This window comes from Actinomadura parmotrematis (genome assembly GCF_019458805.1).
Taxonomy (GTDB): domain Bacteria; phylum Actinomycetota; class Actinomycetes; order Streptosporangiales; family Streptosporangiaceae; genus Spirillospora; species Spirillospora parmotrematis.
This window is the reverse complement of sequence record NZ_JAIBOA010000015.1, coordinates 128,400-154,113: the sequence shown is the minus strand read 5'-3', so window position 1 is coordinate 154,113 and position 25,714 is coordinate 128,400. Positions and strand designations below refer to the sequence as shown.

Sequence of the window (25,714 nt, the reverse complement as noted above, 5' to 3'; positions counted from 1 at the left end):
CACGGTCAGGAGTACGGGAGGAGGGTCGCGTCGATCTTCTCCCAGGCGGCCTTGAGGGACGCCAGGGTGGTGGGCTGGGCGGCGGTGAAGTCGCGCTGCTCGCGCTCGTCCTCGGCGAGGTTGAAGAGCTGGTCGCCGCCGCTCGGGGTGCGCAGGTACTTCCAGTCGCCGCGGCGGAGGGCGCGCCAGCCGCGGGTCCGCCAGAACAGGTCGTGGGCGGGCGGCTCGGCGCCGCGCAGCAGGTGGCCGGCGAGGCTGCGGCCGTCCAGGGGGTGGGCGGGGTCGGCGGACGCGCCCGCGATCTCCAGCAGGGTCGCCGTCCAGTCGGGGGTGATGACCGGGACGTCGCTGTACTGGCCGCCGTCGATCGCGGCGGGCCAGCGCAGGATGTTCGGGACGCGGATGCCGCCCTCGTTGAGGCTCGCCTTGTTGCCCGTCAGCGGCCAGTTGTAGGAGAACCGCTCGCCGCCGTTGTCGCTGGAGAACAGCACGATCGTGTCCTGCTCCTGGCCGGAGCGGCGCAGCGCCTGGAGCACCTTGCCGATCGAGGCGTCGAGCGACTCGACCATCTCGGCGTAGATCTCCACCGAGCCGCCGTCGTTGTGCAGCAGGGCCAGGGTGGGGTTCAGGCCCGCCTTGATCTTGGCGGTGATGGCGTCGCTGACCGCCTTGTCCTTGGCGGTCTCCCACGGCCAGTGCGGGGTGGTGAAGTTGAGGTTCAGCAGCCAGGGCTTCGCGTGGTCGTCCTTGACGAAGTCGACGGCCCGCTCGGTGAGGACGTCGGTGTAGTAGCGCAGGTCGCGGTACTCGGCGTCGCCCTCGTACAGGTCGTACTCGCCGAGCGCCCCGATCTTGGAGAAGTAGTCGAGCGCGCCGCCGAAGTTGCCGAAGAAGGTGTCCCAGCCGGACCTGGTCGGGCTGAAGTCCGGCAGGAAACCGGCGTGCCACTTGCCGATGAGCGCGGTCTCGTAGCCGGCCTTCCTGAGCTGGGACGCCAGCGTCGGGTGGCCGGGCGGCAGCCCGACGCCCTTGGCGTTGATCGGCTCCAGCAGGCCGCCCGCGAGGCGGCCGGGGTAGCGGCCGGTGTAGAGCGAGAAGCGGGTGGGCGAGCATGTCGCCGACCCCGAGTACGCCTGCGTGAAGCGGACGCCGTCGCGGGCGAGCCGGTCGAGGTTCGGCGTGCTGATGTGCGGCGCGCCGTAGCTCGACAGGTCGGACGCGCCGAGGTCGTCGCCGAGGATCAGCAGGATGTTGGGCTTCCGGCGGGGGCGGCGCCCGGCCGCGGCGAACCGCCGCTCGCCCGCGCGGGCCTCCGACGGGGACGCGAGCGTCCCGAGCGCGGCCGCGGCCGTCCCTCCGCCGACCAGGGTGCCGAACGTCCGCCGCGACAGCGCACTCATTCCAACTCCTCAGATAGGAAAAGTCTGGAATGCAGGAGACCAGCCGGTCCGTCCGCTTGTCAATCGCGGGACGTCAGCGGCAGGTGCTCGGGGCGGCCTTGCCCGCGAAGCGGTCGGCGAGCCAGGCGGTGACGTCGGGCAGCGCCTCGTCGATCATGCCGTCGTGGGTGCCGGGGTAGCGCTTGTAGGCGACGGCCGTGCCGTGCTCGCACTGCTGCGCGGCCGCGGCCTCGACGGTCGGCGCGGCGACCGAGGCGTCCTTGGCCCCCGAAGCGGCGAACAGCGGCGCCGCCAGCTCGCGGTCGGTGTAGACGTTCTTCTCGATGTACCGCCGCACCGCCGCGTTGTCCGCCGCGTCGGCCTTGAGGTAGGCGCGCGGCGTGGCGTCGCCGGTGAGCGCGATGGCGTAGGGCAGGCAGCCGTTCTCGACGTACTGCCGGTAGTGGCGCATCCCGGTGTCGCTGAGCATGTCCTGCGGCGCGAAACCGTCGTACTGCAGGGCGAGCGAGAAGGCCACGTAGGGCAGGTACACCGCCGCGCCGGGGGTGTCGATGACGCCTTGGACGGCGCCGCCGGCCGGGGTCGCCGGCGCCAGCGCGACGGCGCCGACCATCTTCCCGACGGGTTCGGTCGCCTGCTGCTTCGCGGCGCCCCAGGCGGCCTGGCCGCCCTGCGAGTGGCCGACGGCCGCCCAGCGCTCGCCGAGCTGCGGGACGGCCTTGCGCGCCGCCGCGACGGAGTAGCGGACGTCGCCGGCGTTGGCGGGCATCGTGTTGTACTCGTGGCCGTCGCCTGCGCCGAGACCGGAGTAGTCGGTGGCCACGACCGCGTAGCCCTGCTTGACGAACGCGGCGATGAGATCGCCGTAGTACAGGTCCTTCATCAGCGACGGCGCGCACTGCGGTGCGACGCCGCTCGTGCCGTGCGCCCAGGCGATGACCGGCCACCCGCCGGACGGCGCGGTGCCGCCGGGAGTCACGACCGCCGCCGACGTCACCACGCGCGCGCCCTCGGCCGAGCGCGAGTCGTACAGGATGCGGGTGCCGTGCGCGCCGTCGGGAAGGGCCGTCCAGCCGGAGAACGCCTCCGCGCGCAGCAGCGTGCCGGGCGCGGCGGACGTCGGGCGCGCCGTGTAGAACGCGTCCCGGGGCAGGGCGTTCGCCGCCTCGGCGGCCTGCGCCTGCCGGACCGCCTGATCCGCGGAGACCTGGGACGCCGTCGCCGTCGCCGTCGGCGGGCCCTTCGCGCCGCCGTCATAGTCCTCGCCGCACGCTGCCGCGCCCAGCGCGAGCAGGCACGCGCCGGCCGCGGCGAACCCCACCGCCCGAGACAAGCCCATGATCTTTTCATGGCCGCCGGCGCCCGACGCCATGCCCAAGCCCCGGAAAAGCCTTCCTCTCGCCGGGACCTGAGGGCGTCAGGGCGGGGCGGCGCGTTCGGTGGCGGCGATGGTGGCGCGCAGGTTGCGGCGGGCGGCGTCCAGGTCGGCGGCGCGGCGGTCGAGGACGGCGAGGCGGTCGCGCAGGCCGTCGAGGACGCCCGGACAGGCGCTGACGGCCGTACCGGGGCCCGCCGTGCACGGCAGGATCGGGCCGATCTCGCGGGCCGTCAGGCCGGCCGCGAGGAGGGCGCGGATGCGCCGCACCGTGTCCTCGGCGCCGTCGTCGTAGTCGCGGTAGCCGTTCGGCAGGCGCTCGGCGTGCAGCAGCCCGGCCCGCTCGTAGTGGCGGAGGAGGCGTTCGGCGACTCCCGTCCGGCGGGCCAGTTCCCCGATCAGCACGCGCTCCCCCTCGGGCTTGACCCTGCCACGGTGTCAGGGCTCAACAGTGGCCGGGACGCCCGCATTCCGCGACCGGAGGCACGAAATGATCATCGATGCGCACGGCCACGTGCACGACCCGGTGGACGCCCATCTGGCCCTGCTGGACGAGGCGGGCGCGGACCGCGCCGTCCTCTTCCCCACCCGCGTCCACCCCGAGCGGGCCCGCGACCTCGCCGCCCTCGGCCGGGAGATGGCGGCGCTCGGCGCGGCCCTCGGCGGGCGGGCGGGCGGCGCCGGGGCGCACCGGGCGGCGTGGCGGGAGCTGGACGCGGCCGTCGCCGCGCATCCCGGCCGCTTCCTGCCGTTCGTGTCCGTCCCGCTGGACGTGCCGGCCGGCGACGTCGCCGTTCTCGTGGAGCGCGAGGTGGTCGGGCGCGGCGCGTACGGGATCGGCGAGCTGACGCCGCCTCCCGGCCGCGCGGACGTGCTCGGCCCCGTGCTGGCGGCGGCGGCCGACCACGGCGGCCTGCCCGTCGTCGTGCACGGCGCCGCGCCGACGACGGCGGACGACCTGCGGACGCTGGCGGCGCTCGCGCGGCGCCATCCGTCGGTGCCGCTGGTGGTGAGCCAGCTCGGCGGCCTGCACTGGATGGAGGCCGTCGGGCTCGTGCGCGACGTCCCGAGCATGTACCTGGAGCTGTCCACGGCGCCGGTCGTGTTCGCGGTGCGGCTGGCGATCGAGGAGCTGCCCGAGCGGGCCCTGTCGGGCTCCGACGCCCCCTACGGCGACCCCGTCCTGGCTCGGGCTGCGGTGGAGCGGGTGACGGCGCCGGGCGAGGTGCGCGACCGCGTCCTCGGCGGCACCCTCGCCGCCCTCCTCGGGATCGGGTGAGGCCCGCCGGGGGATCTTTCCCGTTCCGTGGGCTTAGCCCGGTTCGCCCGCGGTGACGCCACCGGCATGGACACCGCGACGGAACCGCAGGGGTGGTTGCGGGGCCCCGAGCAGACATGGGCGGTCGACCCGCCGTCCGCCGGGGAGAAGCCGCCCGAGCCGCACGTCCACGCCTGGCGGGCGGACGGCGGCGAGCAGCGGACGGCCTGCGGCGCCGAGGAGCGCGTCGTCTTCACGAACGCCTCGGTGTTCGACCCCGACGAGGAGCGGGCGTGCGCGCACTGCGCGGCGGTGGTCACCGGCACGCTGGGGGACGGCGCCACGCGCCTGGACGGCTGACGCGCGTCACCTCCGCAGGTGCGTCTCGACCGGGTGCCCCGGCCGCCAGAGCCGGATGGCGAGCTGGTCGCCCTCGACCGCGGTGACGACGGCCTCGCGCAGGTCGAGCCGGAAGGCGTGGAACCCGCCCGGCGGCTCCGAGCCCGTCGTGTAGGCGCGCTTCTCTTCGGGATCGGTGATCTCGACGGCGACGCCCGCGACCTTGGCGTCGCCGCCCTCGGCCGGATGCGCGTGGATCGCGCACCGGCCGTCGCGGCGCAGGTCCAGGGCCTTCACCGCGTTCAGCATGGACCCGAACGCCAGGTCGGGCCCCGCGAAGTCGACCTCGGTGCCGCTGACGCGCGGCGAGCCGTCCTTGCGGAGCGTCGCCAGGACGTGGGTGTCGGCCGCCGCGAACCGCGCCCGCACCACCGTCGCGAGGTCGGGCGCTTCCTTCTCGAAGAGCTGCCATGTCGCCATGGTCCGACTGTCGCATCCGCCACCGACAGAATCGCGCGCGCTCACGCCCGGCGGGCGGCGCGGGGGGTCAGGGGGACGGCGAGCAGCGGCGCGAGCGCGGCGGCCGCCCAGACGGCCGGCCACGACGTCGCGTCCAGCAGGACGGGGAGCGCGAGCGGGGTGACGAACGCCGCCGAGAAGATCGTCGTGCCGGCGAGGCCGAGCGCGGCGCCCGCCCGGTCGGGGCCCGCCAGGACGGCGGCCTCGGTGTAGGCGACGCCGTGCCAGGCGTTGGCGAGCAGCCCGCCGGCGGCGAGGGCGGCGGCGGTGAGCGGCAGCGGCGCGTCCGCGAGGACAGCGGCGCCCGCCATGGCGACGGCGGTGAGGACGCCGATGGCGCGCATGAACGTCCGCCGGTCCGCGCCCCGGTCGGTGCGGCGCCCGCTCCAGATCCGCGCGGCCCCGCCGCCGATCTGCGCGACGAGCACGACCCCGGCGGCCACCGCGCCGCCCGCGCCGCGCGCGTCGTGCAGGAAGACCGCGGTGAAGGACAGCACCGCCATCTGCGGCACGGTGAGCAGCGCGGCCGCGAGCACGACCCGCCACACGTCGGGGCGGCGCAGCGGGGACGGCCCGGCGGCCGTCGGGGCGACGGTGCCCGCCGCCCGGTCGGGCTCGTGCAGCCAGCGCGCCACGGCGCCGACGCTGAGCAGGCAGAACGCCGCGAGGGTCGCGTAGGCGGCACCGAAGCCCCACGTCCCGGCGATCGGCGGCAGCACGGCGACGCCGACGGCGCCGCCCGCCGGGATCGCGGTCTGCCGGATGCTCATCGCGAGGCCGCGCCGGTCGTCGGCGAACCAGGTCATCACCGCCCGCCCGGACGCGCCGTTGACGCTGCCGCCGAGCGCCCCGGCGGCGAACAGGCAGGCGGCGAGCGCGGCCGTCCCGGCGCCGGCGCCCGGGGTCGCGGCGGCCGCCATCGCCGCGAGCAGGACGCCGGTGGCGGACAGGCCGGTCAGCAGGATGTTCCGGTCGCCGAAGCGGTCGGTGAGCATCCCCCACACGAGGTCGGACGCCGCGACGCCGAGCCCGAGGCAGCCGAGGACGAGGCCGAGGGCGCCGGTGGTGAGGCCGTAGTCGGCGCGCAGCAGGACGCCGGTGACGGGCAGGCCGGAGAACATCGCCGCGAAGCTCGCCTGCGCGCCCACCCCGACGGCGAGCACCGTCCAGCGGTGCCGCGGCCCGAAGCGGCGCACCGCCGTGCCGGGCGTGACCAGTGCGGTCATGGATCCCCCTCGCAAGTAACCGTCTGGAACGGTTAGATCGTGGCGAGCGCGGACGTAACTTGTCAAGACGGTTACTATGGGCGGATGGAGTTCACCTTCGTCAGCGGCAACCTCGGCCTCGACCTCGCCGGGACGGTCGGGGCCCGCCGCAGCCGCCGCATCGACCTCCTCGCCGGGCCCGCCGACCTCGCCCGGTGGACCGTCGACGCCCGCCTGCTCGACACCGCGCCCGAGGTCACCGCCGCCGGCCTCGCGGACGCCCGCCGGCTGCGCGAGGCGATCTACGGCCTCGCCACCGCCGCCCGCACCGCCGCCCCCTACGCCCCCGGCGACCTGGACGTCCTCAACCGGGCGGCCGAGCCCGCCCCGCCCGCCGTCCGGCTCACCCCGGACGGGCTCGTCCGCACCGGCGACCTGGCGGCCGCGCTCGCCGCCGCCGCCCGCGCCGCCGCCGACCTGCTCGGCGGGCCGCAGACCGCGCTCGTCCGCGAGTGCGAGGCCGACCCCTGCACCCGCCTGTTCGTGGACGCCTCGCACCGCCGCACCCGCCGCTGGTGCGACATGCGCGGCTGCGGCAACCGCGCCAAGGCCGCCGCCTTCCGCGCCCGCCACGCCTGACCTTCGGCACCCCGGTGGCCCCGGTCGCGCGGGGTGCGGCAGACTCATAGCGGGCCGCCCGGATCCGGGCGCGCCACGATCCAGCAGCGCGGCCGCCACACGAGCCCCTCAGGAACGAAAGAGATCGCGCGTGACCGATCCCCGCACCGGTCCGGCCCGCGTCCGCACGACCCGCGACGCGGTGGTGATGGCCTTCCCCGCCGAGGTCGACCTCGACAACGCCGACGCGCTGCGCGCCCAGGCCGTCGGCCTGCTCGACGGCGGCGCCCCCGCCCTCGTCCTGGACCTGACCGCCTGCGAGTTCTGCGCGTCGGCCGGGATCTCGGTCATCGCCCGCGCCCACATCCGCGCGCGCGTCCTCGGCACGCCGCTGGCGGTGTGGCTGCCCGAGGACGGGACCGTCCGGCGGATCTGCGAGATGACCGGCATCGTCGACACCGTCGAGATCGCCACGCCCGGCGCCGGGGACTGAGGCACCGGGCGGATACGTTGCCGGTCATGAGGCTGGACATCGCCGTCCCCGACGACGGCCTGGCGCACGACTACTGCTGGAACTGCCGCGCCGAGCGCGTCGCCCGCGCCGCGGCGGGCGCCTGGGAGTGCGCGGCGTGCGGCGAGCGGCACGAGCGGGTGCTCCGCGTCGACCCCGGCCTCGCCTGGTGGACCGGCCCGGACGCCGAGTACTGGCACGCGACCGCCGGGGTGTTCGTCCGCCGCGCCGACGGGCGGCTGCTGCTGTTCGACCGGACCCTCTACCCCTACGCCTGGACGGTCCCCGCCGGCCACGTGGACGCCGGCGAGGACCCGGCCGCGGCGGCGTCCCGCGAGCTGCGCGAGGAGACCGGCCTGCACGTCCCGGCGTCCCGGCTGCGGCCGCTGGAGGTCGCCGACATGCCGGGCGACTCCTGCTGGCGCGGCGCGGACGCCCACCGCTGGCACGCGTTCGTCGCGGACGTCCCGGCCGCGACCCCGGCGACCGTCCGCGAAGAAGGCCGCGACGCCCGGTGGCTCACTCCCGACGAGGCCCTGTCCCTCCCCGTGACGCCCCCCGTCCGCGCCCTCCTGCAACGCCACCCCCGCCTCGGCGCCTGACGCCGCGACCACGAAAGCCCCGCGAGCGGCCGCAACCCCGGTACGCGGCACCTCGCGCCCGCACCCTGCTGGAACGCCGCAGCCAGGCGCGACAGGCGGCGGGTCACGGCCGGAGAAGGCCTGGCCCGGCACGTGGACGGCGCAGGCCCAGGAATGTCGTAGGCGGATGTCATGCTCGGGACGTCCACCTCGGGGAAGGCGTGATGGTGCTGCGCGGGCGGGCGGAACGGTTGCCGCGCGAGGTGCCCGCGCTGCTCGCGGTGCGGGCGGCCAACCAGGTCGGCGCGCTCGCGATGGCGTTCCTGGCGGTGCTCGCCGGTCCCCGGACGGCGCCCGCCGCGCTGGCGGCGTTCGGCGTCGCCGCCCTCGCCTCGCGCTGGACGGGCGGCGCGCTGCTCGCGCGCCACGCGCCGCGCACGCTGATCGTCGCGGGGCTCGCGGCGACGGGCGCGGCCATGCTGCTGCTCGCGGCGGCGCGCGGACCCGCCGCGATCGTGGGCGCGGCCGCCCTGGTCGGGCTGGCCTTCGAGATCTACGAGCCCGCGACCCAGGAGATGCTCGCCCGCACCCCCGACCCCGCCGTGCGCGACCGCGCCTACGAGCTCCTCAGCGCCCTGGTGGTGGCGGCGGGCGCCGTCGCCGGGCTGCTGGCGGCCGTGCTGCTCCCCCTCGGCGTCCGCTGGCTCATGGTGATGGACGCCGCGTCCTGCCTCGTCTCGGCCGCCCTCGCCGCCGCCCTGCTCCCCCGCACCCCGCCGCCCGAGGCCGAGCCCGCGAGGCGGCGGTGGCGGCCACCGGGGACGCTCCTGCGGCTGACCCTCGCGGGGACGGCATTCGCCTACGGGTACATGGGTGTGCTCATGTTCCTGCCTGCGCTGCTGCTCCAGTGCGGCGCGCCCGGCTGGCTGCCCGGCGCCGACCTGGCGGGCGCCGCGCTGCTCGCTCCGCTCGCGGTCGCCGCCGGGCGGGCCCCCCTGGCGGGCCCCCTGGCGGGCCGCCCGCATGCGGTGGTCCTCGCGGCGGGAACGGTGCTGCTCGGCGCGCTCACGCTGGCGCTCGCCGCCGCGCCCGGCGCGGGCTGGACGGCCGTGGCCCACCTCGGCTGGGGCGCGGTCGCCGGGACGCTGCTCGGCCGCTGGCAGTCGGTGGTCGCCGACCTCGCGCCGGAGGCGGAGCGGCCGCGCTGGTTCGCCGTCTTCGGATCGAGCTGGGGCGTCGCGCAGCCGGCCGTCCCGGCCGTGGCGGGCCTGCTCGGCGGCGGCGCGGTGGCGGCGATGGCGACGGCGGGCGCCGCGCTGCTCGCGGTGCCGGGGCTGCTCGCCGTGGCCGGGTGCGGCGCGGGCGTCATTTCAGGCGGGACAGCCTCAGCACCAGCAGGGCCGCGCCGAGGGCGACCAGTGCGAGGACGACCACCATGATCCCGGCGTTCACCATGCCACCCACGGGGCCAGCCTAGCCAACTAGGGTGCGGGTATGGCGAGTTCACTGGTGATCAAGGTGACGGCCGGAGCGGACGCCCCGGAGCGGTGCAACCAGGCGTTCACGGTGGCGGCCGCCGCCGTGGCGAGCGGCGTGCCGGTCTCGCTCTGGCTGACCGGCGAGTCGGCCTGGTTCGCGCTGCCCGGCCGCGCCGCCGAGTTCGACCTGGCGCACGCCACCCCGCTGCCCGACCTCCTCGACATCCTCCTGTCGGCCGGGCGCGTCACGCTCTGCACGCAGTGCGCCGCCCGCCGGAACATCGGCCCGGACGACGTCCTGGACGGCGTCCGCATCGCCGGGGCGCCCACGTTCGTCGAGGAGATCCTGACGGACGGCACGCAGGCGCTCGTCTACTGACGCGCGAACGCCCGCCCCGGACGTCGGGGACGGGCGTCGACGCGCGGACGCTCAGCCCTGCTGCGCCGCCAGGACGGCGTTCAGGCGCTCCTCGCGGAGGCGGCCCGCCCACGAGTCGTCCAGCGGGGCGATCTCGTGGCCGAGGGCCCAGCGCAGCAGCAGGTCGGCGAGGCCGGGGTTGCGGACGAGCGCGGGGCCGTGCATGTAGGTGCCGAGCACCTTGCCCGCGTAGGCGCCCTCGAAGCCCTGCCCGTCGCCGTTGCCGACGCCCGCGACGACCTTGGCGAGCGGCCGCGCGTTCGGGCCGATGGTGGTGGCGCCCTGGTGGTTCTCGAAGCCGGTGATGCGCGGCACGTTCAGCTCCGCCGCGACATCGCCCACGACCTCGCCGACGGCGCGCTGCTGCCCGCGGCCCGAGCGGATGTCGAGGATGCCGAGGCCGGGCAGCTGCTGGCCCTCGTCGCCGCCGAACTCGTGCCCGATGATCTGGTAGCCGGCGCACACCGCGAACACGACGGCGCCGCGCGCGGCGGCGTTGTTCAGGCCGCCGTCGTTGCGGAGGCGCTGCGCGGCGAGGATCTGCGGGCGGTCCTCGCCGCCGCCGAGCAGGTAGATGTCGCCGTCCTGCGGGACCGGCTCGTCCGAGCGGAGGTGCACCGTCTCGGTCGGGATGCCGCGCAGCGCCGCGCGCCGCTCCAGCATGATCGTGTTGCCCTGGTCCCCGTAGGTGGACAGCAGGTCCGGGTAGATCCAGACGATCTTGATGCGGTCAGAGGGCACGGCCGTACCTCGTTCGGATGTCCTGGAAGGCGGTGTAGTTGGCGATCACGTCCAGGTGGCCGGGCGGGACCGCCAGGACGGCCTGCTCGATGTCGTCCACCACCGTGAAGGACACCTCGGCGGCCTCCAGCCGGGCGGCGAGGTCGATGCGGCGCTCGCCGGTCACCCACACCGGGCGGCCGCGCAGGATGCGGTAGTCCACGTCCCACAGCCAGGAGGTGTCGCGGCCGTCGGGCCCCTGCGCGTTGACCGACAGGGCGACCGGGCCGGGCGCGGGCGCGAGGACGTCGAACGCCTCCAGCCAGCCCGCCGGGTTCTTCGACAGCAGCAGCCGGATCGAGCGGCCCTGGTGCTCGACGGTGGTGTACCGGCCGGCGACCGAGCGGACCTGCGCCAGCAGCGGCAGCGCCCGCTCGGGCGGGACGCCGAACTGCGCGACGACGGCGAGCGCGATCGCGGCGTTCGAGCGGTTCGCGCGGCCCGGGAGCTGGACGGAGTCCAGCGGGATCGCGCGGCCCTGCGGGTCGATGACGTGGTCGCCGCGCAGCGACCAGTCGGGCCGCGGCCGGGAGAAGTGGCACTGGCGGCAGCGCCAGTCGCTGTCCTCCTCGGTGTCGCGCCGGTCCAGCGGCCCGCCGCACTCGGGGCAGCACCAGGAGTCCTCGCGCCAGTGCTGGCCCGCCGCGACCCACGTCACGCTCTTGGCCGACGACGCGCCCCACGTGACGAGCGGGTCGTCGCAGTTGGCGATGACGTGCGTCTGCGGCGCCTTCTCCAGCGCCTTGCGCCACTTGCCGGCGAGCAGCCAGATCTCGGCGGCGCGGTCCATCTGGTCGCGGCTGAGGTTCATCAGCGCGACGACGTTCGCGCCGGTCTCGGCCAGCACCATCGGGACGTACTTCTCGTCGCACTCCAGCACGCCGTAGCGGGCGCCGGGGGCGGACGCGAGCGCCGACACGTGGCCGGTCGGCATGTTCGCGCCGAACGCGTTGGTGGCGACCTCCCCGAGCGGCGCCATCGCCGAGGTGATCAGCCGGGTCGTCGTCGTCTTGCCGTTGGTCGCGCTAACGAGGACGAGGTTGCGGTCCTTGGCGAGGCGGGTCAGCAGCTCGGGGTCGAACCGGAGGCCGATCCGGCCGCCGATCACCGATCCGTCGCCCTTGCCCGCGAGCCGGGACATCTTCGCGGCCGTCCGCCCGAGCGCGACGGCCAGCTGCGAACGCAGCGGAAGATCGCTCATGGACTCCGTCTTCTCTGGTTGTGCGCCTGGGAAGCCCCGAGCCTATCCGCTGCCGCGCGCGCCGCGCCTGCGGCCGCGGCCGTGCGGCCGATGGGACGAGGATCACATCCCGGGCGGGCCGCACCGGCACCGGCAGCACACCGTGGCGGCGGGGCGCCCCACCCGTCACTCCCGACAATCTTGACCATTACCGTCCAACCATGATTGCGTGCTGAGTCCCGCCGGACGCGAACCCGATCTTGCGACGGATTTCCCGGGGCGGCGCACACGGCGGGCGCCGTCCAGGTACTTTGTCGGGGTCCCTGCTCGTTTGCGGGGAACGACGACCCGCCGGAGGGCGAGCGAGGCCCGGAGGCGGCCCGGCCGCCCGCGACGCGGGGCCGGGGCCATGAGGGCGTAGCGGCGACCAAAGGCGAGGTTCAGAGCTGATGCAGTGTCCGACGTGCGGTACTCACACGCCCGGAACGGTCGGCCCGTGCCCGAACTGCGACGCGCCGCTCGGCGCCCCCGCCGCCCCCGGCCTCGGCGACCGGACGATCGTCGCGCCCCCGCCGCCGTCCTGGACGCCCGCGGCGCCCGCGACGCCCGACTCCGAGTCCGAGTCCACGGCGCCGTGGAAGTTCGACCCCGGCGCCGACGACGAGCCGCCCGCGCGGCAGGCCGCCCCCGGCGCGCTGCCCGTTCCCCCGCCGCCCGCGTGGGGCGCCCAGGCCGGCGCGGAGCAGGAGCCGGAGTCGATCGTCCCCGACTCCTGGTACGCCAAGCCGCGGCGGCCCGAGCCCGAGCCGGGCCCGCAGCAGTGGACGCCGCAGCCCGCGCCGCCCGCCGACGAGGCCACCCAGAAGTGGACGCCGCAGGGCCAGGCCCAGCCGATGGCCGCGCCCGTCGCGGACGCCACCCAGCAGCAGTGGGGCCAGCAGGCACCGGCCGCCGACGGTTGGGGCGCCGCTCCGCAGCAGCAGCAGCAGTGGGCCCCCCAGCAGGACCAGTGGAACGGCCAGCAGCAGTGGGGCCGGCCCGGCGACCAGAACGCCACGCAGGTCGCCCCCATGGGCGGCGGGATGCCGCCCTACGGCCAGCCCGGCGATTTCCACCAGCAGGGCGATTTCCAGCAGCCCGGTGACTTCCAGCAGCAGCGCCCGTCCGGCGGCGGCCCCAGCAAGCCGCTCCTCATCGGCGTGAGCGCGCTCGTCGCCGTCGCGGTCGCCGCCGTCGGCATCGTCGTCTTCAGCAAGGACGACGACGGCGGGAAGCCGAAGGCGCAGGCGACCAGCCCGTCCACCGGCAAGCGGCCGGTGGCGCAGCAGAAGCCGCTGTCGCAGGCCGCCAAGGAGCAGGCCGCGGCCGTCAACGCGCTGCTCAACACGAGCGCCGACGCCCGCCAGGCGCTCACCCACGGGCTCGCCGCGGCGCGCAGCTGCAAGACGCTGCCGGCGTCGGTCGGCGACTTCCAGCGGGTCGCGCAGCGCCGCAAGGCGCAGCTCGCCCGCACCGCCGCGCTGGAGGTCGACGAGACCCCGAACGGCGAGCGGATGCGCGCCCGGCTGAAGGAGTCCTACCAGGCGTCCCTGGAGGTCGACCAGGCGCTCCAGGTGTGGGCGCTGAAGGCGCAGCGGCACTGCAAGGGCAAGCCGAAGCCGGACGCGGGGCACGCGCCCGGCCGGGCGGCGGCCGAGCAGCGCGCCACGGCGGCCAAGAAGCAGTTCGTCGCGCTGTGGAATCCGGTGGCCAAGAAGAGCGGCCAGCCGGTCCGCGCATGGAACAACGTGTAATCGCCGGATCACAACCGGATTGCGACCCGCCCGCATCGCCTCCGCTCCCGGACGCCCCGCAGTATCTTGTGGCCGTTGGTCCCTACGGTGAGGGGTTGCGATGCGGTGCCCTGGATGCGGTAGCGATACGACCCCGGCGCTGCCGAGGTGCACGCGCTGCAACACCCCCCTCGGGGGCGGTGACGGCGCGACCGTGCGGGACGAGCGCCCGCCCGCGCCGCCCTGGTCCCACCAGGAGACGCAGGACCAGGAGCGGCCCGCCGGCCCGCCGCCCTGGACGCCGCCGCCGTCCCAGGACGAGACGTACCGCGACCCCCACCAGGTGCCGCCCTACGACCCGCGGCAGGACCCGCAGCGGTCCTGGTCGCCGCCGCCGGGCGAGCCCGCCGGCTGGGGCCTGCCGCCCGTCCCGCCGCCCGACGCGCCGTCCGCCGGCGAGCAGACGCTGTCGCTGTCGGAGGAGCCGTGGAACGAGCCGCGGATCTGGCAGCCGCCGCCCCCGCGCAAGCGCAAGCCCCCCTACCTGCTGATCACGGCGGGGGTCGTCGCGGTCGCGGCGGTCGCGCTCGCCATCATCTTCTGGCCCGCCACCGCCCACCGGAGCGACAACGCCGGGAGCACCGTCGCGCCGTCGCGGTCGGAGGCGCCGACGCAGCCCGAGCCGACGCCCACGGACGAGGAGACGTCGTCGCCGACCGCGAGCGGCGACCTGACCGCGCAGGCGCGGGATGTGGACGCGCTGCTCGGCGACATGTCCTCGACGCGCAGCGCCCTCGGCACCGCCGTCGAGAACGGCTGCTCGACGAGCGACCTCCAGGACATCCGGAGCAGGCGCGAGTCCCAGCTCGCCCGCGCCCGCGACCTCGACGTCGACGCCCTCGACGACGGCCCGGCGATGCGCGACGCGCTCGTCCAGGCGCTCCAGGCGTCGCTGGACTCCAACCAGACCTACCTGGACCGCGCGCCCGGCTGCCCCACCGACTCCGACCCCGGCGTCGCCGACGCCAACACCCGCGCCAGCAACGCCAAGCGCACCTTCCTCTCCTACTGGAACGCCAACGCCGCCAAGGCCGGCCTGACGCCCCGCACCGAGGACCAGATCTGACCGGCGGCCCCCTAGGAGTGGGGCAGGCCCAGCGCGGCGGCCAGCTCGCCGACGGCCGCCGCCAGCGCCGCGACGCCCGAGACGCGCGCGCCGAGCCGCTCCAGGCCGCTCGCCATGCGGTCGGTGTCGGGGTCGTCCTCGGCGGCCTCGGCGCGCAGGTCGGCGACGTCCCGCGCGGCCTTGCCCGCCTCGGCGACGGCGCCCGCGTGCTCGGCGAGCAGCCGCTCCACCTTCGCGAAGGCGTCCTCGCCGGCGGCGCCGGTGCGCTGGTTCATCGTCACGTGGTCGCCGGTGGCGATCTGGCCGGACACGTTCGCGTTGCCGCCGATGCTGACGCCGCGCTCGGACATGCCGTTCCCCTTACGGGTCGATGGTGGTCTGGGTGAGGCGGGCGCCCGCGCCGGTCGCGACCTGGCCGCTCACGCTGCCGCCGGTCATGATGACGCCCTCGTTCAGGATCACGCCGGCCTGCGCCCGGTAGGCCGACACGTCGATGCCGCACTCGTCGGCCAGGTGGTCCAGGAGCGCCTCGTTGACGCGCCGCTCGATGAGCCGGGTGTACTTCTCGGCGTCGAGCTTCTGGGTGAAGGTGACGAAGTCGGGCTCGGCGGCCAGCTCGCGGACGCTGAGCCGCGACCCGTAGTCGTGCGCCAGGTGCCGCGCCGGGTTGCCCGCGGACGCGGCCGCCGACGCGCCGCGCCCCATCTGCCAGCAGGTCTTGACGACGCGGGGCCAGGCCAGCAGGGCGCCGCTCAGCACGCCGCGCCAGCCCGTCCGCACGGCCCGGCCGATGAACCCGGCCGGGCCGAGGTTCGGCAGGACGTCCACGGCGCGGAACTCCTCGCGGACGGGCGGCAGCGCCGTCGCCGCGAACTGGCCGTAGAGCATGCGCCCCTCGACGGCCAGGTAGATGAACGACGAGACCGCGATGTCCTGGTCCTCGGCCGGGGCGAGGGGCCGCCCGTCCGCGCCGCGCACCGCCTGCCCCTGCGCGCCGACGGTGACGCGCTGGTAGCAGCGCACGCCGCCCTGCGGATGGCGGACGATCGCCTCGACGGCCGCCGGGGAGGCGACCGAGTACGGCAGCCCCGCCTTCGCGTCGATCAGCGGGTGCCCGCGGTAGGCGCCGGAGCCCGACGGGTCGAAGGAGCGCGCGAGCTGGTGGCAGCGGCCGGGCGCGACGACGTGCATGTCGGTGACCAGGCCCGCGATGCGCTCGTTCGGCGGCAGCGGGCGCTCCTCCCCGGCCGGGCGCTCGTCGCGCATCTCGACGAGCCGCTCGCGCACGCGCTGGTGCAGGACGACCGGGTCGACGGGCGCCGGCCCGGATCCGGGCTTGCCGAGGACGTCCGCCGCCGCGCGGTCGAGTTCCAGCACGACCGACCAGACCCGCGCGCCGGGCGCCGGGCCGCCGTCCTCGGTCTCCACCGGGCCCGCGCCGAGGAAGGGGTTGTCGCCCGAGTAGAGCGTCACGTTGCCGCGCTGCGCCGAGGCGACCCGGGCGAGCGCGCGGTCCACCCGCTCGCTCCACGCCTTCGGCCCGGGACCGGCGGCGCCGGGCTGGAGCTCGCGGGCGAGGATGCGGTAGACGAGCGCCAGGTGCCCGAACACCACGGCGCAGAACGCCAGCAGCAGGAGCAGCGCCACCAGCAGGCTGTGGTCGTCGAGCGGGCCGAGGCCGCTCGTCCCGGTGCTCCCGTCGACGGCGGGATCGCGGCCGGTCTCGCCCTGCTGCGCCAGGTCCCTGGCGGCCGGCCCGTACCCGATCGCGAGCGCCGCGTAGACGGGCGTGGTGACGCAGAACCAGAGCAGGACGATCCGGCGTGGCCAGGTCAGCCGCCGCCAGGGCAGCCGGGTGGTGACCGCCGGGAAGATCATCACGATGCCGAGCATGACCACCGTCCACGGCGCCAGGACGTAGGCGAGGAACCAGCAGAGGCCGAGCAGCACGTCGCGGGCCAGGCGGAGGCGGCGCGCCCGCACCGCGTGCAGGATCACCGGGCCGAGGTCGAAGCCGAACGACGGCGTCACCGCGCGGTGCTCGTCGTCGACGTACTCGGCGATGACGCGCTGCCCGAGCGTGCGGTCCAGGTAGACGCCGGCGGCGAGGTACCGGGTGGCGTTCTGCAGCGGCTGCCCCTGCGGGGGCACGTAGGCGTGGCCGTGGCGGAAGAAGGGCTCGTCCGTGCGGGGTTCGGCCTCGACCGTCATGCGTAAGAAAGTAACCCGCGCGCGGCCGCGAGCGGTACCGGTTTCCCGATCGTGACGTTACCGCTCAGTCGGCGAACGGCAGCTCGCCCGGCGCGGCGTCCTCGTAGCCCTTGACGATGACGTCGGGCCAGCTCAGCACGGGCTCCAGCCAGTTCTGCACGCCCATCGGGACGGCGGCCTCGCCGATCTGGTCCTCCTCGGGGACGCCGATCGCGACGAGCGACAGGTCGGTGTAGAAGGCGGCGTTGGCGTCGTCGCCGGCGAGGGCGGTGCGGGCGATCGGCCGGTTGCGCGGCACCTCCGGCGACAGCGGGTGGCGGCGCAGCGCCCGCAGCCGGTGCCCGACCTTCGGGTCGGGGTGCTGGCGGAGGCCCGGGAGCTGGTGGTCGAGCGGCGGGACGGGGTCGTGCGGGCCGGGCCGCGGCGCGCCGTAGGGGAACAGTTTCGCGAACTCGTGCAGCCACCGGACCTGCGGGATGACCCACTGCGCGCCGGGCCGCGTCCCGGCGGCCGCGCCGTCGCCCGCGAGCAGCGCGCCCGCGACCTCCGCGACGGCGCGGGTGAGGTCGGCGGGCGGGTAGGCGGTGCGGAGCGCCTGCGAGCGGCGCGTCACCGCGTGCTCCACGACCGTCGCGAGCGCGCACTCGCGCAGCCGCGGCGCGAGCCGCGACCAGGCCCGCAGCAGCTCGTTCGGGACGGCCGGCAGCGGCCGGTCCACGACGTGCGCGAGCGTCGCGGTCTCCACCCACACCCGCAGCCACGCCGACTCCATCGTGCCCGCCAGCAGGTCCGCGCGGCGCAGCTCGTACAGGGTGCAGGCGCTGCCCGACCGGCACTCGCGGCCGCACGCGACCGAGCGGCGGCCGTCCACCGGCGGCGGCGGGCCGGGACGCTCGGCCTCGCGGCCCTCCCCGAGCGGGACGCGGACGCGCAGCGGCCGGTCCATGCCGTCGGCGAACACCGCCGCGACGCCGGGAGTCAGCGACACGACCTCGCGGGACTGGTCGGCGTCCAGGTTCATCGCGGCGCCGACCTGGTGGCGGTCGTCGTGCGCGGGCAGCCGGTGCACGACCTTCAGCGCGGTGTTCTTGATGACGTCGGGGACGAGCTTGGTCGGGATCTGCTCGGCGACGACGATGCCCTCGCCGTAGGCGCGGATCTCCGCGAGCATCCCGGCGAACAGCTCGACGGCGTGCGAGCTGGTGCGGTCGGGCCGGTTGCGGAGCAGCCGGTGCGCCTCCTCGATGACGATGACGTGCCGCAGGCCGGGCGGCCCGGACGACGTCCGCGCCCGCATCCGCAGGTGCTCGACGATGCGGATGATGAGGGTGCCCATGAGGAACGCCTTGTCCTCGTCGTTGGCGACGTCCTCGATGGCCAGCACCACGTTGTCGCGCAGCAGCCCCCCGATGTCGGCGGGGTGGCCGCCCTCGAAGAACCGGCCCGCCGAGCCGATGCGCAGCGAGCGGAGCCGCACGTCGACGAAGCCCTGCACGTCGGCGGCGAGCTCGCGGCCGTAGCCGACGTCGCCGATCACCTGGAGGGCGGCGTTCTGGAGCTGCTCCAGCGTCGGCACCGACGGCGCCACCAGCGAGCCGGGGACGGCGCCGCCGGTCACCACGTCCCAGCCGTTGCCCTCGTAGACGCGCTGGAGCGCCTGCGCCATGATCTGCGGGAACGGCTCCTCGGCGTCGAACGCGGCCTGGAACAGCGCCCGCACCATGTCGATGTGCGCCTGCACCGGGTAGCCGGGCTCGGGCGCGAGCGGGTTCACCGACAGCGGCACCGACGTCTGGTCGGAGGGGTTGACGACGGTGACCCGCGCGCCGAGGTCGGCGATCCGCCCGGCCATCGCCGCGTACTCCGACTTGGCGGGCTCGATCGCCAGCCACGGGATGCCGGCGCGGGTGAGCTGCTCCAGCAGGTGCCGGACGGTCTGCGACTTGCCGGCGCCGGTCGCGCCGGTGACGAACACGTGCCGGTTGATGGTGGAGCGCGGCACCGCGAACGCGCCGACGGTGCGGTCCTGGCCGTCCAGGATCGCGCCGAGCTCGATCTCCGGCTCGCCGGGCAGCGCGGTGCCGGCGGTCTCGGAGGTGACGTCGAAGTAGCCGGCGTCCAGGACGCGGAGGCCGGGCACCTCGCGGCGCGGCAGCCCGGCGAGCGCGGCCATCGCCCCGGCCGTCGCGGTGAAGGGGTAGCGCAGCTCGCCCGGGCCGGGCGCGCGGACCGTCGCGGGCTCGGCGGGCGGCCGCAGCATCTCGCCGAACGGGCCGCCGCCGCTGCCCGACCGCAGCCGGTAGGGGTGGTGGGCGAGCTCCGCCGACCCGACGAGGACGGGCGCGATCTGCCCGAGCTCCTCGGGCGACGCGGCGCCCGCGAGGACCCGCACCCGCCAGAGCCCGGCCTCGCGGAACGCGTCCAGCTCGGCGAGGCGCTGGTCGGCGCGGGCGACGGCGAGCCGCTCCTGCTCGGGCTCGCCGCGCCGCAGCATCCGCAGCTCGTGGTGCAGCTCGCGCATCTCGGCGTCGATGGCGCGCTCGTCGCCGGGGTCGGCGACGACGAACCAGCCGAAGGGGCGCTCCATCAGCGTCGTCAGGGTCGACTCGAACAGCGCGGCGCCGTCGGGGCCGCCCGACTGCGGGGCGAGCCGCCCCGGGCAGCGCGTCCACGTCATGCGCTCGGCGTCGCGGAGCCAGCCGTCGCCGATCGGGACGCCGCGGGCGCCGCTCGGGAACAGCGGGACGCGCCCGCCGCCGCTCCCGCTGTTCTCGCTGTTCCCGCTGTTTCCGACGGGTCCGGCGTTGGTGATGAGCTGGAGCGGCGCGCCGCCGCCCGCCGACAGCCAGCCGACGACGAACGGCTCGCCGCGCCGCGCCGCCGACAGCGCGGCGGGCAGCACCGACACGAAGTCCCACTCGGCGGACGCGGCGCGCTCGGGCGCCGGGATCGCCTGGATGCGGTACCAGGGGCCGGGCAGCAGCGGGGGCGGCGCGGGCCGCATCGACGGCGGCATCTGCGGCATCGACGGCACGTCCGGCGGAAACTGCGTCACTCGCCGACGTCCTCCGCCCCGCCCGCGCTCGACCCGTTCGCACTCGAACCGTTCACCGCTGCGCCGCCCTCGCCCGGGGCGGCGGCGTGGCGGCCGTTCGGGCGGCCGTTGGTGCGGCGGGGCGCGCGGGCGTGGCGGGGGCGGGGGCGGACGGCGGGCAGGCGCGGCGAGGAGTCCTCGGCGGGGCCGGCCGCCGCGCCCGCCGCGGTGTCCCGTTCCAGCTCCTCCCGCTCGCGGCGGGCGCGCTCGCGCTCGTACTCCTCCACGCCGATGGAGTGCGCCGTCGGCAGCGTGATGATGCCGGGGTTGGCGTCCACCAGGCTGATGCGGCGGCCCGCCGCGCCCGCGTGCGTGAACACCATCGCGGTGGGCGGCAGCTCCTGGAGCTGCGGCGGCGCGATGAGCAGCTCGCGGGCCCGCTGCCGGGTCGGGATGGCCGGGATGGTGCGGCCCCACGCCGTCGCCGAGGAGATGCCGCGCACGAACGCCGAGTCGTCGGCGGCCGGCGCCGGCAGCGGCGACCAGACCGGCTCGGTGAGGCCGTCGCCGCGCCGCCGCGCGAACGCGACGGTGCTGGCGTAGGTCTCGCCCGCGACGTCGAACAGCGTCTCGCCGGCCGTGTCGGTGATCTCGGCGACGAGGAGCCGCTGGTCGGCGCCGATGTGCTCGGCGGCGACGCGCGCGTCCTCGGGGTTGCCGAGCCGCATGAAGCCGACCGCGGCGTGCCCGCGGCGGCCGAGGCGCTCGCGCACGTGCGGCGGGATCGACCGGTACATGAGCACCAGGCCGGTGCCGGTCGTCTCGCAGGCGTCGATGAGCCGGTCGAGGACGTCGCCGCGCAGCTTCTCGGCGCCGCAGAGGAACAGCGTGTGGTCCCAGCGGCCGCCGGGCGGGGCCTCGCGGACGCGGTGCGTCAGCGCCGTCGTCACGTAGGTGCCGAGGACGCGGTTGGTGAGGACGCCGGCGCGGCGGTCCATCGACACCACGTGCAGCCGCGACGGCGGGAGCTGCACCTGCTCGGCGGCGAGCCGGTCCAGCTTGCGCAGCTGCGCCTCCAGCGCCCAGGCGTGCCGGACGACGATGCGGTCGGTGGCGTTGCGGCCGAACAGCGTCGCGATCCGCTCGTGCTGGGCGTCGGTGAGCAGCCCGGCGGCGAGGTCGTCGCGCGGGTCGCCGACCTGGGCGAGCACCCGCAGCGCCGCGGTGATCTGCGGGATCGACGGGCCCGGCCCGAGCACCTCGATGATCCGCTCCAGGATGGAGTTGTCGTAGGACAGGTCCCGGGTGGAGTGCCGCTCCTCGCCGGCGCTGACGACGAGCGACAGCACGTCGGCCAGGGCCTCGGCCGGCAGGCCGCGGGTGAGGTCGAGGCGGGGCAGGTCGGCGGGCAGCACCCAGACGAGCGGGTCGTCGCCGCGGTCGGCGGCGACGCGCAGCAGGTCGTGCGCGACGGCGCCCTCGGACAGGTCGATGACGGTGACGCGGGCGCCGACGGCGAGCCGCGCGGCGCCCATGGTGGTGACGGCGGCGGACCAGCCGGCGAGGGTGCCGCCGACGACGTCGACGCGGTCGACGCCGGGCGGCACCGCGACCGGGTACCACTCGCGCTGGCTCTCGTAGTCGTCGCGGCGGCGCTCCCACTCGCGGTAGGCGGCGGTGTGGTCGCGCTCGGCGCGGCGGCGGGCGCGGGCGCGCTCCTCGCGGTCGCGCTCGGCGGCGGCGCGCTCGCGGGCGAGCCGGTCGCGGACGCCGCGCTCGTCGCGCCAGAGCGCCGACACCGCGATGCCGGCGATCCCGGCGCAGGCGAGCAGGCCGACGGCGGCGAACGCCCACGGCAGCCAGCCGAGGAGGGCGATGAGCAGCAGCAGCGCGGCGCTCCCGGCGGCGCCGTAGGCCATGGCGCGGAGCGGGCGCCCGACCATGTGCTCGGCCGGCCGCCGGGCGGGCGGCGGCGCCGGCGCGGGGCCGGCGGGGTCGGGGGCCGCCGGCGGCGGCCCCGGGTCGGGGTGCACCTGCGCGTAGCGCCAGCCCACGTAGACGCGGTCGGGCTGGATGAACCGCGCCACGGCGGGATCGCTCGCCATGTCCGTCACGTCGAGAGGCCCCTGGATGTGCGGAAGAGGAACGCCTGGTGTGTCGTCGGTGGTCTGCTGCTCCGCACAGCCTAAAGAGGTTCGGGGGGCGACGCGCCGGGTTCGCCGCAACAGGCACCGGGATGACCGGCTTGGCCCAGCAATTCGGTCACCATGGCCACCTGCGGGAAGGAACGGACACCAGGGACACCAACCTGGCCACATCCGGCCACTTTCCCCGGCGCGTCGCGCCGCCACCGGGTCACCGCACGTACGGCGTCCCGCCCGACGTCCATTTCAGGTCCGCGACGTACATCCCGCGGACCAGGTTCTTCGGCTGCGCCGCCGGATCGGGGTGCGGGTGCGCGCCCGGCACGATCGCGCCGTGGAAGAAGATCCGCCAGGCGCCCGCGTCGTAGACGGCGCCGGCGCCGCCCGGCCCGTTGACCTGCCGGCCGAGGCCGGCGGTCGTCATCAGCGGCTTCGCCGCCTTGCGGTAGGGGCCGCCGACCTTCGAGGCCACCGCGTAGCGGGTCTGGTAGTTGTTCTTGCTGAACACCCCGGCGGCGTAGAACAGCACGAACCGCTTGCCGGCGCGGACCAGGTCGGGCGCCTCGACGGTGTAGGGCTCGGTGGTCTGGGTCAGCACGACCTTCGCGGCGCCGACCTTGGTGAGGCCGTCGGCGCTCATCCGCTGGAGCGCCAGGAACGAGGTCTTGCCGTAGGCGTTGTAGCCGACCTTGTAGAGCAGGTAGCGCCTGCCGCCGTCCACGAACGACGAGGCGTCGATGATCTCGCCGCGCAGCGCGCCGTGGGTGGCGCCCTTGGGCGCGCCGCAGACGAGCGCGCTCTTGCCGACGGGCGTGAACGGCCCGGCCGGGGACGTCGCCAGCGCGACGCCGAGGCACTGCTGGTTCCGGGCCTTGTGGTGCGCGGTGTAGTAGAGGACGTACCTGCCGTCGGCGCGGCGGGACACGTCCGGCGCCCAGGTGCGCCCCTTGGCGGCCCAGGCGCCGAGCTTCGGCAGCCCGTCGGCGGCGCGCACCGTCCACGCCCCCTTCGCGGACGCGGCGCTCGCGACCGGCATGTTCTTCCCGCCGGCGTTGGTGGCGTAGGCGTAGAAGCCCGTGCCGGCCCTCAGCACGTCGGGGTCGGGGAAGTTCACCGGCACGACGAGCTTCGGCTTGGCGGCGACGGCCGCGGCGGCCGCACCCGACAGGTGGGCGGGGGGCGCGCCGCCGCCGCAGGCGGCGAGGCCGCCCGCGAGCAGCGCGGCGGCGGCCACGGCGGCGGTCTGGCGGGCGGGGAGCGGCACGGGGGGCCTCCACATCGATCTTGACCGGACGCGGGCAGGCTAGTCGTGATCGTCCGCGGCCCGCAGCCGGTCGGGGGCCGCTGGCCGACCCCGGACAGCCCACCGCCCCGGCGCGGCCGATCTTCCTGCCGGTAGGGTCCGGCGCATGGCCCCGCCGCCGATCTCCCCCGGAGGAGCCGCGTGTCCCTGACCGGCCTCCCGCTGCTCGTCCTGCTGTCCGCCCTGGTGGTCGCGGCGCTCGCCGGGACGCTGCGGTGGTGGCGCGCGCTCGCGGCGGCCGGCTGGCGCGCGGGCGCGGCGCGGCTCGCCGTCCTCGCGGGCTGCCAGGTGCTGCTCTGCCTGACGGTGCTGGCCGCGGTGAACCGGCACTTCGCGTTCTACGCCTCGTGGGGCGAGCTGCCGCTGATCGCGACGGCGGACGGCGGCGGCCGCGTCGACCGGCAGGAGGGCGGCGCCGGCGCGACGTCCCGGATCGTCGCGCGCCCGCCGGACGCCTCGGTCGGCGGCACGCCGGAGCAGAACGGCGAGCTGCGGACCGTGGACGTCCAGGGCGCCCGCTCGGGCCTGCACGCGCACGGCTACGTGTACCTGCCGCCGCAGTACTTCGCGGTGTCCGCCCGGCACCGGCGGTTCCCCGTCACCATCGTGCTGAGCGGCTACCCCGGCGCGGTCCGCAACCTCGTCACGCAGGTGAAGGTGCCCGCGACCGTGCTCGCCGAGACGCGGGCCGGCCGCGTCCCGCCGATGATCTACATGATGCTGCGGCCCGTCGTCGGGCAGGAGCGCGACACCGAGTGCAACGACGTGCCGGGCGGCCCGCAGGTCGCGACGTTCTTCGCCCAGGACCTGCCCGAGGCGCTGCGCGGGGCGTACCGGACGGCGCCGGAGCGCGCCGGGTGGGGGCTGTTCGGCATCTCCACCGGCGGCTACTGCTCGCTGAAGCTCGCCATGCGCCACTCCGACGTGTTCGCGGCGGCGGCGTCGCTGTCGGGCTACTACGGCGCGATCAAGGACCTGACGACGGGCGAGCTGTACGGCGGCAGCCAGGCCGTCCGCGACGAGAGCGACCTGTTCTGGCGGCTGGAGCACCTGCCGTCCCCGCCGGTGTCGGTGCTGGTCACCACGAGCGAGCAGGGCGAGCGCAACAAGGAGGGCACGCTCCGGTTCCTGTCCCTGGTGAAACCGCCGATGCGCGCGACCTCGATCGTGCTGGACAGCGGCGGGCACAATTTCCAGACATGGGAGCGGGTGCTGCCCGGGGTGCTGCGCTGGATGGGCGCGCGGCTGCGGGCCACGTGAGGCGCCGGGCCGCCGTCCTGCTCCTGCTGCCCGCGCTGCTCGCCGCCGCCTGCGCGAGCGGCGCGGCGGAGGAGCCGGGACGAGGCGCGAAGGCCGCGGCGGGCGCGGTGGCGGGGGCGCCCGCGCCGCGGCGCCCGTTCGCCGCGCTCGGCGAACGGCTCCTGGACGGCGGTACCGCGATGTACCCGAGGCTGCTGCGGCTGCGCGACGGCCGCGTCCTGCTGAGCGTCATGACGGGCCCGGCGGGCGGCATCACCGACACCGTCCGCTTCTACGCGAGCGCCGACGAGGGCCGCACCTTCGCGCCGCTGTCCGCGCTGTCCGACTCGGCCGCCGCGCAGGGCCGGGGCGGCTGCTGCGGGGCGCCGTTCGAGCCGTCGCCCGGCGTGCTGCTGTGGGCGGCCACGACCGGGATGAAGAACCGCGCGCCCGGCCGCCGCGCCGCGCTGCGGGTGTGGCGCAGCACCGACGGCGGCCGCACCTGGGCGTACCTGTCGAGCTGCGCGGAGGCGCCGCCGGGCACCCGCTGGGACCGGGGCCTCTGGGAGCCCGAGCTCGCGCTGGACGCGGCGGGCCGGCTCGTCTGCCTCTTCTCCGACGAGACCGTCCGCGGCCACCCGCAGGTGATCGCCTCGGTGACGTCGGGGGACGGCGGCGCGACCTGGGGGCCGCGCCGGATCCTCGTCGGCGGCGGGCCGCGGGACCGGCCCGGGATGCCGGTGGTGCGGCGGCTGCCGTCGGGGACCTACCTGATGGCCTACGAGCTGTGCGGGCGGTCCGGCTGCGGGGTCCGCCTGCGGACCTCGCCCGACGGGCAGGCGTGGGGGCCCGCCGTGACGCCCCGCGACGTCGGGGGCCGGACGCTGTTCCACGCGCCGACGCTGGCGCTGCTGCCCGGCGGCCGGGTGCTGCTCGTCGGCGGCCTGGTCCGGGACGCGCGCGGCCGCCTCGACCGGGCGGCGAGCGGCACGACCGTCTTCACCAACGTCGCCACCGGGCCGGCGGGGCGCTGGCTCGCCGAGCCGGCGCCGGTCCGCGTCCCCTTCTCCGCCAATCCGACCGCCGCCGAGCTGGTGTGCGCGAACTACAGCTCGGCGCTGCTGCCCGTCGCGTCCGGGCAGGGCCTGCTGGAGGCGGCGACGCGCCCCGACGGCGGCACCTGCCGCGCCTACACCGCCGCCCTCCCCCTCCTGCGCTGACCT

23 protein-coding genes are annotated in these 25,714 nt (G+C 76.3%); 11 read left to right on the top strand and 12 right to left on the bottom strand.

Annotated features, from left to right (window positions below; genetic code table 11):
- Nucleotides 1–5: 5 nt before the first annotated feature.
- The 3 genes from K1Y72_RS23320 to K1Y72_RS23310 form a co-directional block, all read right to left on the bottom strand.
- A complete protein-coding gene (locus K1Y72_RS23320) occupies nucleotides 6–1,400 on the bottom strand; it encodes a sulfatase-like hydrolase/transferase (RefSeq protein ID WP_220168552.1) in 1,395 nt (464 codons plus the stop codon).
- 73 nt (nucleotides 1,401–1,473) lie between these two features.
- Entirely contained in the window at nucleotides 1,474–2,739 is a 1,266-nt protein-coding gene (locus K1Y72_RS23315; RefSeq protein ID WP_220168551.1) for an alpha/beta hydrolase, read from the bottom strand.
- Nucleotides 2,740–2,817: 78 nt separating this feature from the next.
- Nucleotides 2,818–3,180: a MerR family transcriptional regulator gene (locus K1Y72_RS23310; RefSeq protein ID WP_220168550.1), complete on the bottom strand. Its 363-nt coding sequence runs from the start codon at nucleotides 3,178–3,180 to the stop codon at nucleotides 2,818–2,820.
- 85 nt (nucleotides 3,181–3,265) lie between these two features.
- Here K1Y72_RS23310 and K1Y72_RS23305 point away from each other — a divergent pair, with 85 nt between their 5' ends.
- Together K1Y72_RS23305 and K1Y72_RS23300 are read left to right on the top strand one after the other, a co-directional pair.
- The gene (locus K1Y72_RS23305; protein ID WP_220168549.1) at nucleotides 3,266–4,054 is read left to right on the top strand and encodes an amidohydrolase family protein; all 789 of its coding nucleotides are present in this window, start codon (nucleotides 3,266–3,268) and stop codon (nucleotides 4,052–4,054) included.
- Between the two features lie 66 nt (nucleotides 4,055–4,120).
- On the top strand, nucleotides 4,121–4,393 hold the full coding sequence (locus K1Y72_RS23300; RefSeq protein WP_220168548.1) for a hypothetical protein: 273 nt from the start codon (nucleotides 4,121–4,123) through the stop codon (nucleotides 4,391–4,393).
- 6 nt (nucleotides 4,394–4,399) lie between these two features.
- Here K1Y72_RS23300 and K1Y72_RS23295 read toward each other — a convergent pair whose 3' ends face one another.
- Nucleotides 4,400–4,852 (bottom strand): pyridoxamine 5'-phosphate oxidase family protein, encoded by a 453-nt coding sequence (locus K1Y72_RS23295; RefSeq protein WP_220168547.1) that lies wholly within the window; start codon nucleotides 4,850–4,852, stop codon nucleotides 4,400–4,402.
- A gap of 41 nt (nucleotides 4,853–4,893) precedes the next feature.
- The gene (locus K1Y72_RS23290; protein WP_220168546.1) at nucleotides 4,894–6,117 is read right to left on the bottom strand and encodes an MFS transporter; all 1,224 of its coding nucleotides are present in this window, start codon (nucleotides 6,115–6,117) and stop codon (nucleotides 4,894–4,896) included.
- Between the two features lie 84 nt (nucleotides 6,118–6,201).
- On the opposite strand from K1Y72_RS23290, the gene K1Y72_RS23285 reads away from it, so the two are divergent.
- The 5 genes from K1Y72_RS23285 to K1Y72_RS23265 all read left to right on the top strand — a co-directional run bounded on the left by K1Y72_RS23285 (nucleotide 6,202) and on the right by K1Y72_RS23265 (nucleotide 9,663).
- On the top strand, nucleotides 6,202–6,735 hold the full coding sequence (locus K1Y72_RS23285) for a CGNR zinc finger domain-containing protein (RefSeq protein WP_220168545.1): 534 nt from the start codon (nucleotides 6,202–6,204) through the stop codon (nucleotides 6,733–6,735).
- A 130-nt stretch (nucleotides 6,736–6,865) separates the two neighbouring features.
- Nucleotides 6,866–7,207, top strand: a complete 342-nt coding sequence (locus K1Y72_RS23280; protein WP_220168544.1) for an STAS domain-containing protein — start codon at nucleotides 6,866–6,868, stop codon at nucleotides 7,205–7,207.
- A 26-nt stretch (nucleotides 7,208–7,233) separates the two neighbouring features.
- The gene (locus K1Y72_RS23275; protein WP_220168543.1) at nucleotides 7,234–7,827 is read left to right on the top strand and encodes an NUDIX hydrolase; all 594 of its coding nucleotides are present in this window, start codon (nucleotides 7,234–7,236) and stop codon (nucleotides 7,825–7,827) included.
- Between the two features lie 203 nt (nucleotides 7,828–8,030).
- Nucleotides 8,031–9,245, top strand: a complete 1,215-nt coding sequence (locus tag K1Y72_RS23270) for an MFS transporter (protein ID WP_220168542.1) — start codon at nucleotides 8,031–8,033, stop codon at nucleotides 9,243–9,245.
- 55 nt (nucleotides 9,246–9,300) lie between these two features.
- Nucleotides 9,301–9,663 carry a DsrE family protein gene (locus tag K1Y72_RS23265; RefSeq protein WP_220168541.1) on the top strand — a complete coding sequence of 121 codons (363 nt, stop codon included), beginning with the start codon at nucleotides 9,301–9,303 and terminating at the stop codon, nucleotides 9,661–9,663.
- Nucleotides 9,664–9,714: 51 nt separating this feature from the next.
- Here K1Y72_RS23265 and K1Y72_RS23260 read toward each other — a convergent pair whose 3' ends face one another.
- On the bottom strand, nucleotides 9,715–10,443 hold the full coding sequence (locus K1Y72_RS23260) for a type 1 glutamine amidotransferase (protein ID WP_220168540.1): 729 nt from the start codon (nucleotides 10,441–10,443) through the stop codon (nucleotides 9,715–9,717).
- On the bottom strand, nucleotides 10,433–11,683 hold the full coding sequence (locus K1Y72_RS23255) for a Mur ligase family protein (RefSeq protein WP_220168539.1): 1,251 nt from the start codon (nucleotides 11,681–11,683) through the stop codon (nucleotides 10,433–10,435). Before K1Y72_RS23255 ends, K1Y72_RS23260 begins: the two co-directional genes overlap by 11 nt.
- 428 nt (nucleotides 11,684–12,111) lie before the next feature.
- Between K1Y72_RS23255 and K1Y72_RS23250 the strand changes: the two genes are divergently transcribed.
- Nucleotides 12,112–13,455 (top strand): hypothetical protein, encoded by a 1,344-nt coding sequence (locus tag K1Y72_RS23250; RefSeq protein WP_220168538.1) that lies wholly within the window; start codon nucleotides 12,112–12,114, stop codon nucleotides 13,453–13,455.
- A 193-nt stretch (nucleotides 13,456–13,648) separates the two neighbouring features.
- Nucleotides 13,649–14,560: a hypothetical protein gene (locus K1Y72_RS23245; protein WP_220168537.1), complete on the top strand. Its 912-nt coding sequence runs from the start codon at nucleotides 13,649–13,651 to the stop codon at nucleotides 14,558–14,560.
- An 11-nt stretch (nucleotides 14,561–14,571) separates the two neighbouring features.
- On the opposite strand, the gene K1Y72_RS23240 is transcribed toward K1Y72_RS23245, so the two are convergent.
- The 5 genes from K1Y72_RS23240 to K1Y72_RS23220 all read right to left on the bottom strand — a co-directional run bounded on the left by K1Y72_RS23240 (nucleotide 14,572) and on the right by K1Y72_RS23220 (nucleotide 23,213).
- On the bottom strand, nucleotides 14,572–14,910 hold the full coding sequence (locus K1Y72_RS23240) for a DUF5955 family protein (RefSeq protein ID WP_220168536.1): 339 nt from the start codon (nucleotides 14,908–14,910) through the stop codon (nucleotides 14,572–14,574).
- 10 nt (nucleotides 14,911–14,920) lie between these two features.
- Entirely contained in the window at nucleotides 14,921–16,771 is a 1,851-nt protein-coding gene (locus K1Y72_RS23235) for an AbeC-like domain-containing protein (protein ID WP_220168535.1), read from the bottom strand.
- 64 nt (nucleotides 16,772–16,835) lie between these two features.
- Nucleotides 16,836–19,826, bottom strand: coding sequence for an ATP-binding protein (locus K1Y72_RS23230; protein WP_308287194.1), 2,991 nt, complete (start codon nucleotides 19,824–19,826; stop codon nucleotides 16,836–16,838).
- Nucleotides 19,823–21,910 (bottom strand): hypothetical protein, encoded by a 2,088-nt coding sequence (locus K1Y72_RS23225; protein ID WP_258573393.1) that lies wholly within the window; start codon nucleotides 21,908–21,910, stop codon nucleotides 19,823–19,825. Before K1Y72_RS23225 ends, K1Y72_RS23230 begins: the two co-directional genes overlap by 4 nt.
- A 250-nt stretch (nucleotides 21,911–22,160) precedes the next feature.
- Complete coding sequence (locus K1Y72_RS23220) at nucleotides 22,161–23,213, bottom strand: glycoside hydrolase family 43 protein (RefSeq protein ID WP_220168534.1); 1,053 nt, start codon at nucleotides 23,211–23,213, stop codon at nucleotides 22,161–22,163.
- 180 nt (nucleotides 23,214–23,393) lie between these two features.
- Between K1Y72_RS23220 and K1Y72_RS23215 the strand changes: the two genes are divergently transcribed.
- On the top strand, nucleotides 23,394–24,512 hold the full coding sequence (locus K1Y72_RS23215) for an alpha/beta hydrolase (RefSeq protein WP_220168533.1): 1,119 nt from the start codon (nucleotides 23,394–23,396) through the stop codon (nucleotides 24,510–24,512).
- The gene (locus K1Y72_RS23210) at nucleotides 24,509–25,711 is read left to right on the top strand and encodes a sialidase family protein (RefSeq protein ID WP_220168532.1); all 1,203 of its coding nucleotides are present in this window, start codon (nucleotides 24,509–24,511) and stop codon (nucleotides 25,709–25,711) included. The genes K1Y72_RS23215 and K1Y72_RS23210 overlap by 4 nt, the downstream gene beginning before the upstream one ends.
- The last annotated feature ends 3 nt before the right edge of the window (nucleotides 25,712–25,714 follow it).